The organism is Aedoeadaptatus coxii, from assembly GCF_001553115.1.
GTDB classification, from domain to species: Bacteria; Bacillota; Clostridia; order Tissierellales; family Peptoniphilaceae; genus Aedoeadaptatus; species Aedoeadaptatus coxii.
The window spans coordinates 35,387-42,941 of sequence record NZ_KQ960178.1; the positions used below are offsets into that span (position 1 = coordinate 35,387).

Below are 7,555 nucleotides of genomic sequence, written 5' to 3' on the forward strand. Positions count from 1 at the left end.
CTTACTGTGCTTGCTATTAAAGTTATAAGCGTCAAGTTTTTTATTTGTAATAAATCACTTATACCATACTCAGAATATAAATTCAGGCCACTCTTGACAAATAATGAACTTAAATTTATTATTAAATTAAGATTCGGTATTTTATTCGAAAGAGGTGTGATATGGCACAAGTATTGAAAGAAGAAGTTAGAAATAGGATACTTGATGCAGCAGAAAAAGTATTTTATAAAAATGATTATAGAGGTGCTAAATTAATAGAAATTGCAAAAGAAGCAGATATTCCTGTGGCACTAATTTATACCTATTTCAAAAATAAGGAAGTTTTGTTTGATGCAGTAGTAAGTTCTGTTTATATAAACTTCGAGTCAGCTTTTGATGAGGAAGAATCCTTGGAAAAAGGTTCTGCTTCTGAAAGGTTTGATGAGGTTGGAGAAAAATATATTCACGAGCTTTTAAAAGAGCGTAAGAAGTTAATTATTTTAATGGATAAAAGCTCAGGTACAAAGCATATAGAAGCAAAACAAAAACTCATATCGCAAATGGAGGCTCATATTGAAGTTAGTTTAAAGAGACAATCGAAAGAAGAGTATGATCCAATGCTTGCCCATATTTTAGCCAGTAACTTTACGGAGGGGCTTCTTGAAATAGCGAGACACTATCAAAGTGAAAAGTGGGCAAAAGATATGCTAAAACTTATTGCAAGGTGTTATTACAAGGGAGTGGAATCCCTATAATGAGCACTAAAAAATAGACTTTGCGTAATCAGCAAAGTCTTACTTTAAACCTTAATACTGAATTAAAATTCAATATTATTCAATTTTGAAAGGAGCGTTGTTCATGCCGGAAAAAGAATTAAGGAAAAAAGTGATAGGGAAAAATGGTTTATCCAATTCACTTCTCGCTTTAAAAATAGTATTTGATTTGATACCACAAATCTTACTTGTATATTTGATTAGTTCTTTAATCACAAACAATATTAACGAAGGCAATTTAAAGTATATATTCTTTGGAATCTTTATATCATTTGTGTTAAAAGGCATGTTTTACTATTTTGCAACAAAGGTTGCTCATGAGAAAGCATACGAAAAATTAACAGAACTTAGGTTAGATATTATTGATCATCTAAAAAAACTAAGTTTAGGATTTTTTAAAGAACATAATACAGGAGAGCTTACCAACATTGTTCAGCATGATGTGGAACAAGTGGAAGTATACCTTGCCCATGGTCTTCCTGAAATAATGTCAGTTACACTTCTACCTACCATTATTTTTGTAGCTATGATTTTTGTGGATTGGCGTCTTGCTCTTGGAATGATTGCCGGAGTTCCACTTATGTATTTGGTAAAAGTTCTTTCACAGAAAACAATGGATAAAAACTTTGCTATTTATTTTAACCACGAAAAGAAGATGAGAGAAGAGCTAATGGAATATGTAAAAAATATTTCTGTTATTAAGGCTTTTGCTAAAGAAGAGGAGATAAGTGAAAGAACATTAAAAACGGCAAGAGAATATGTTTACTGGGTTAAAAAGAGCATGGGGATGGTTACAATCCCAATGGGACTCATTGACATATTTATGGAAATTGGAGTGGTAATTGTCATGATTTTGGGAAGTATCTTTCTTTATCATGGGAATATTACAACACCTAATTTTATTCTTTCAATAATTTTATCGTCTGCTTTTACTGCATCTATAAGTAAGATTGCTACATTGCAACATTTTTCTATTGTGTTTAAGGAAGCATTAAAGTCTATAGGAAAAGTTTTAACAGTTCCGCTTCCAACCAAGAATACAGAACAAGGTTTAGAGTTTGGAAATATAGAATTTAAAGATGTGAATTTTGCATATGGAAAAGATGGTTTTGAGCTTAAAAATATCAATTTAACTTTTAAGAAAAATAGTTTGAATGCCTTTGTAGGAGCAAGTGGTTGCGGGAAAAGTACGGTATCTAATTTGCTTATGGGATTTTGGGATGCAGACGAAGGACAAATACTAATAAATGGAAAAGATATAAAAGAATATAGTCAAGAAAACATATCAATGCTGATTGGTAGTGTGCAACAAGAAGTTATCCTTTTTGATTTAAGTATTTTTGAAAATATAGCAATCGGAAAACTAAATGCAACAAAAGAAGAAGTCATAGAAGCAGTTAAAAAAGCAAGATGCCATGATTTTATTTCAGCGTTGCCAAATGGATATGAAACACGAGTAGGTGAAATGGGAGTTAAGTTATCCGGTGGAGAAAAACAAAGAATCTCCATAGCGAGAATGATACTTAAAAATGCACCGATTTTGATATTAGACGAAGCAATGGCAGCTGTTGATAGTGAAAATGAAAGACTAATCGGTGAAGCGATTGACGACTTAAGCATGGATAAAACCATCATTACAATTGCTCATCATCTAAATACGATTAGAGATTCAGACCAAATTATTGTTATGGATAAAGGCCTTGTTCTTGATGCAGGAAGCCATGAAGAGCTGATGAAAAGATGTGATTTTTATAAGGATATGGTTGAGGCACAGAACAAGGTAGATAGATGGAATTTGAAAGAGGTGGTAACAGAAAATGTTTAGAGAAATGTTAAAACTACTTACAAAAACCGGGAAGAGAGATTTGATTATATCAAGTGTATTCTTTGCCCTTTTTGGACTCAGTTCCATAGCCATGATTGTTATCGTATTTTCTATACTGTTCCAAATCTTTGATGGAACGAGCTTAGCGAGCCTATATAAATATTTTATTGCGATTGGATTACTTGTAGTCTTCAAAGGTATTTGTAATATGGTTGCAGATATGAAAAAGCATAGTGCAGGTTTTGATATTGTTCAGCAAATAAGAGAACGCATGATTATTAAATTGAAAAAATTCAGCTTAGGATTTTATACCAATGAACGACTTGGGGAAATAAATACAATTTTACACAAAGATATTGATAATATGTCCCTTGTTGTAGGACATATGTGGTCAAGAATGTTTGGTGATTTTTTGATAGGTGCAGTCGTATTTATTGGTCTTGCAAGTATTGATTTAAAACTTGCTATTCTAATGGCTGTATCTGTTCCGATTGCACTTATCTTTTTATATCTGACAATTAAGCAATCTGAAAAAATAGAGAATCAGAATAACTCAGCACTTCTTGATATGGTTAGCCTATTTGTTGAATATGTGAGAGGAATACCTGTATTAAAGAGTTTTTCTAACAATAAGAGCTTGGATAATGAGCTTATGAATAAAACAAAGAAGTTTGGAGAAACAAGTAAATCAGCTTCAAGATTTAAGGCAAAACAATTATCTATATTTGGATTTTTACTGGATATCGGATATTTGGTTCTTTTAATTGCAGGAACAATATTTGTTGTAAAGGGAAATCTTGATGTACTTCATTTTATTATCTTTGCAGTAATTTCAAAAGAGTTTTATAAGCCATTCGCTTCCATGGAACAACACTATATGTACTATGTTTCGGCGGTAGATAGTTATGAGAGACTTTCAAGAATTTTATATGCAGATGTAATCCCGGATAAAGTGAATGGAATTGTTCCGAAAGATAATGATATAGCATTTGAAAACATAGATTTCTCTTATGAAAAAGATGAATTTAAAATGGAAAACTTGAACTTTTCTATTGCTGAAAAAACAATGACAGCCTTAGTTGGGGAATCAGGAAGTGGAAAGACTACGATTACCAACTTGCTTCTAAGATTTTATGATGTGCAGCAAGGCAAAGTTACACTTGGAGGAACTGATATAAGGGATATTCCTTATGATGAGCTTTTAGATCGTATCAGCATTGTCATGCAGGATGTTCAACTGTTTGATAACACGATTGAAGAAAATATCAGAGTAGGTAAAAAAGGAGCTACAAAAGAAGAAATCATTGAAGCTGCAAAGAAAGCAAGAATACATGATTTCATTATGAGTTTACCAAAAGGATATGAAACTGATATTGGAGAAAATGGTGGGATTTTATCAGGTGGACAAAGACAAAGAATATCTATTGCAAGAGCTTTTCTAAAGGATGCACCTATTTTAATTCTTGATGAAATGACAAGTAATGTTGATCCTGTAAATGAATCTTTGATACAAGATGCTATTACAGAACTTGCAAAGAATAGAACTGTACTTGTAGTGGCTCATCATTTAAAAACCATTCAAAAAGCAGACCAAATTCTCGTATTTCAAAAAGGAAATTTACTTGAAAAAGGAAAGCATGGGGAACTTCTTGAGAAAGATGGTTACTACACAAAATTATGGAAAGCTCAGTACGAGGTATAATCATGATTTTGTTAAAAGATGTTTCTTATGAATGGGAAGATGGGCGAACTGCTTTAAAAAATATCAATCTTGAAATTAAAAAAGGTGAATTTGTTTTAATTTCAGGGAAAAGCGGAAGTGGTAAAAGCACTCTTGGAAGTGTAATGAATGGTCTTATTCCACATTATTATAAAGGCAAAATGCAAGGAAAAGCCTTTGTGTCAGGAAAAGATATAAGCAAATTATTACTTCATGAAATGGGGCATATTGCAGGGACTGTATTTCAAGATCCAAGAAGTCAGTTTTTCACGACAACGACAGATGAAGAAATAGCTTTTGGGCTTCAAACGATTTGTAAATCAAGAGAGGAGATCAAACAGAGAGTAGAAGAAGTATATGCAGAGCTGGATATTGAGGAACTTAAAGGAAAATCTGTTTTTGAATTATCAAGCGGGCAGAAACAAAAGATAGCTATTGCAAGCATTTATGCGATGAATCCAAAAGTTTTAATTTTAGATGAACCTTCATCAAATTTGGATATGAAAGCAACATTTGACCTGTTTTTAATTTTGGAGAAATTAAAGAAAAAAGGTACAACAGTTGTTCTAATTGAGCATCGTTTGTACTATGTAAAATCTTTATTTGACCGTTTTCTTTTGGTGAAAGACGGAGAAATTACGAAAGACTTGAGTCGGGAAGAAGTTATCCATCTTGAAGAGGAGTTTTGGGATGAAAATGGACTAAGAACTCTTGAATTAGAAGAATACAGGATAAGTGAGAAGAAAGATTCATATCCATTAAGTGATGAAAGTATCAACGGAAAAGGCTTGAGATTTTGCTATCCGAATGTAGCTAAGGATGGAAAGAAACAAAACAAGTACATCTTAAATCATCTTGATTTCAATATGGAGTGTGGAAAAGCCATTGGTCTTATCGGCTTAAATGGGACCGGGAAAACTACCTTTGCAAGAGTGATTTCTGGACTTGAGAAGATAAAAGAGGGAACAATATGGGCGGGAAAAGATAAGTCGCTTAATCATAAAGATTTAATGGATATGTCATATTTTGTCTTTCAAGATTCAGACTATCAGTTGTTTTCGGAAAGTGTACTTGATGAAATGCTACTTGGTATTTCAAGTAAAGATAAAAAAGAAAATACACAAAAGGCAAAGTTTATTTTGAATGTACTTGGCTTAGATAAATACGTTGATAAACATCCGTTTGCTTTATCAAGAGGAGAAAAACAAAGACTGACAATAGCTTGTGGAATGATGAAACAGGCAAAAGTTTTTATCTATGATGAACCAACATCAGGTTGTGATAAAGACTCAATGCTTTCGGTGGCAAAATTGATTGAAGAACAATTGAAAAATGGGACAACAGTTTTGGTAATAAGTCATGATTTTGAGTTTTTAGCAAACACAGTAAGCGAGCTGTGGGTAATGGGAGATGGAAAAATAGAAACTGTTTTGAATATGAGTGAAAGTAACAAATTTCTCATATTAGACAAGATGAGAGGAGGTAGTAAGCTTGGCAGATAGAAAAACCATTGATCCGAGAATAAAGCTTACTCTACTTCCAATTGTTGGATTTACGAGCTTTTTTATAAGCGATACAATTCTACTTTTTGTTCTAATTGTTTTTGCCTTTTTTCTGTATGTATACAGCAGTATGTGGAAAAGGGCGTTACGCTTTATCTTGTTTTTTGTGTTTTTATACTGCATAGAGTTAGGGCTTAGCAAGTTTTCTGAAGCAAGCATCGTATTTGCAATATATATGTTTATTTACTTTGCATCAAGAATGATCTTAATTGCTATGTTTGGTGGATATATAACAAAGACTACAAGTGTAAGTGAAATGCTTGAAGCATTAAATAGAATGAAAGTACCAAGAAGCATTGGTATACCTTTTAGTGTTTTGCTTAGGTTTGTACCAACTATAAAAATAGAACTCAAGGCATTAAAAGAGAATATGAAGATTCGAGGAATTGTAACAAGTAGATTTTTCCCATTGCTACACCCAATTAAAGGCATTGAATATACACTTGTTCCGCTTTTAATGAGAATGATTAAAATTTCAGATGAATTGTCAGCTTCAGCACTCATTAGAGGACTTGATAGTGATGAGAACAGGGTAACATTAACAGAATTGCAGTTTAGATTTGTAGACTTAACTATTGGACTATTAGGAGCTTTTATGATTGCTCTTATGATAGTAATACAGAGAATTTATTAGGAGGACTTTTATGAAAAACAAATTAAATGGTCGTGATTTTATTACAATCGGAATTTTTAATGCAATTGGAATTGTCATATACATGGCAGTTGCATTTGCTATGGCAACAACAGTTGTTGGAGGATTTATTGCTTCAGGAGTTAGCTTTATGGTAGCTGCCACAGTTTATATTCTTATGGCTGTGAAAGTTAAAAAGAAGGGCGTATTTACAATATCAGGAACGCTTCTTGGTTTAATTGCGTTGTCAGGAGGACATTTGCCTCATGCAGTCTTTGCTGTAATCGGTGGAATTATATGTGATTTGATTATAGGAAATTATGAGAGCAAGGGACGAATGATTATCGGATATGGGACATTTGCATTAGCAGATTTTTTAGGAACTGTAATTCCTGTGATCTTATTCGGAACTGCTTCTTTTGTGGAAAGAGCATCAAAATGGAAAATGAGCGAAGCACAAATAAATGAAGCATTATCTTATTTCAAAGTTTCGTGGGCAGTAGGCTTTGGGTTGATAACTTTTATTCTTGCTTGCATAGGAGCTTTTGTTGCAACAAGGATACTTAAAAAACATTTTGAAAAAGCCGGAGTGATTTAATCAATATTTATCTGCGAGGGAAAAATGGATTAAATAATGGAGGTAATTGCCATGTATTATTTAATGTATGAAGTTAATCATCATAAAGAAATCAAAATTAAAATATAGGGAAAGAACAAATTTGTTTTAATTTAGAGGATTAATGCCTTAGAGCGTAAGTCCTCTTTTATTATGTTCAAATTAATCGTTAAAACTCAAAAAGACTATAAAAATCGGAATACTTTATTGCGTTCCTACAAGGGTGACGAGGATAAAAATTATGTTCCCAAGTAAAAGACAACAGAAAAGGAGAAGCCCTATTTGCGACTGGATACCAATGCAAAAAATGTTCGCGCCAGGAGGATGTATAAGACCCTGGGCTACCGAGAGATAGGCATTGTAGACACCACATTTAACGATATCCCCGGCGTGGAATTGGTGCTTCTGGAAAAAATGGCGACAATAGAATAAATAAAACGAACTCTCGC

General features: G+C 32.9%; 6 protein-coding genes. All 6 read left to right on the forward strand.

Going from position 1 to position 7,555, the window contains the following annotated elements:
* The first annotated feature begins 161 nt into the window (after window positions 1–161).
* Window positions 162–734 (forward strand): TetR/AcrR family transcriptional regulator, encoded by a 573-nt coding sequence (locus tag HMPREF1863_RS05285; protein WP_068368165.1) that lies wholly within the window; start codon window positions 162–164, stop codon window positions 732–734.
* A 103-nt stretch (window positions 735–837) separates the two neighbouring features.
* Window positions 838–2,577 carry an ABC transporter ATP-binding protein gene (locus HMPREF1863_RS05290; protein WP_068368168.1) on the forward strand — a complete coding sequence of 580 codons (1,740 nt, stop codon included), beginning with the start codon at window positions 838–840 and terminating at the stop codon, window positions 2,575–2,577.
* Window positions 2,570–4,279, forward strand: a complete 1,710-nt coding sequence (locus HMPREF1863_RS05295; RefSeq protein ID WP_068368170.1) for an ABC transporter ATP-binding protein — start codon at window positions 2,570–2,572, stop codon at window positions 4,277–4,279. The genes HMPREF1863_RS05290 and HMPREF1863_RS05295 overlap by 8 nt, the downstream gene beginning before the upstream one ends.
* 2 nt (window positions 4,280–4,281) lie before the next feature.
* Window positions 4,282–5,799: an ABC transporter ATP-binding protein gene (locus HMPREF1863_RS05300; protein ID WP_068368176.1), complete on the forward strand. Its 1,518-nt coding sequence runs from the start codon at window positions 4,282–4,284 to the stop codon at window positions 5,797–5,799.
* Complete coding sequence (locus tag HMPREF1863_RS05305) at window positions 5,789–6,493, forward strand: energy-coupling factor transporter transmembrane component T (RefSeq protein ID WP_068368180.1); 705 nt, start codon at window positions 5,789–5,791, stop codon at window positions 6,491–6,493. The genes HMPREF1863_RS05300 and HMPREF1863_RS05305 overlap by 11 nt, the downstream gene beginning before the upstream one ends.
* A gap of 10 nt (window positions 6,494–6,503) precedes the next feature.
* The gene (locus HMPREF1863_RS05310; RefSeq protein ID WP_068368183.1) at window positions 6,504–7,088 is read left to right on the forward strand and encodes an MptD family putative ECF transporter S component; all 585 of its coding nucleotides are present in this window, start codon (window positions 6,504–6,506) and stop codon (window positions 7,086–7,088) included.
* Window positions 7,089–7,555 lie beyond the last annotated feature (467 nt).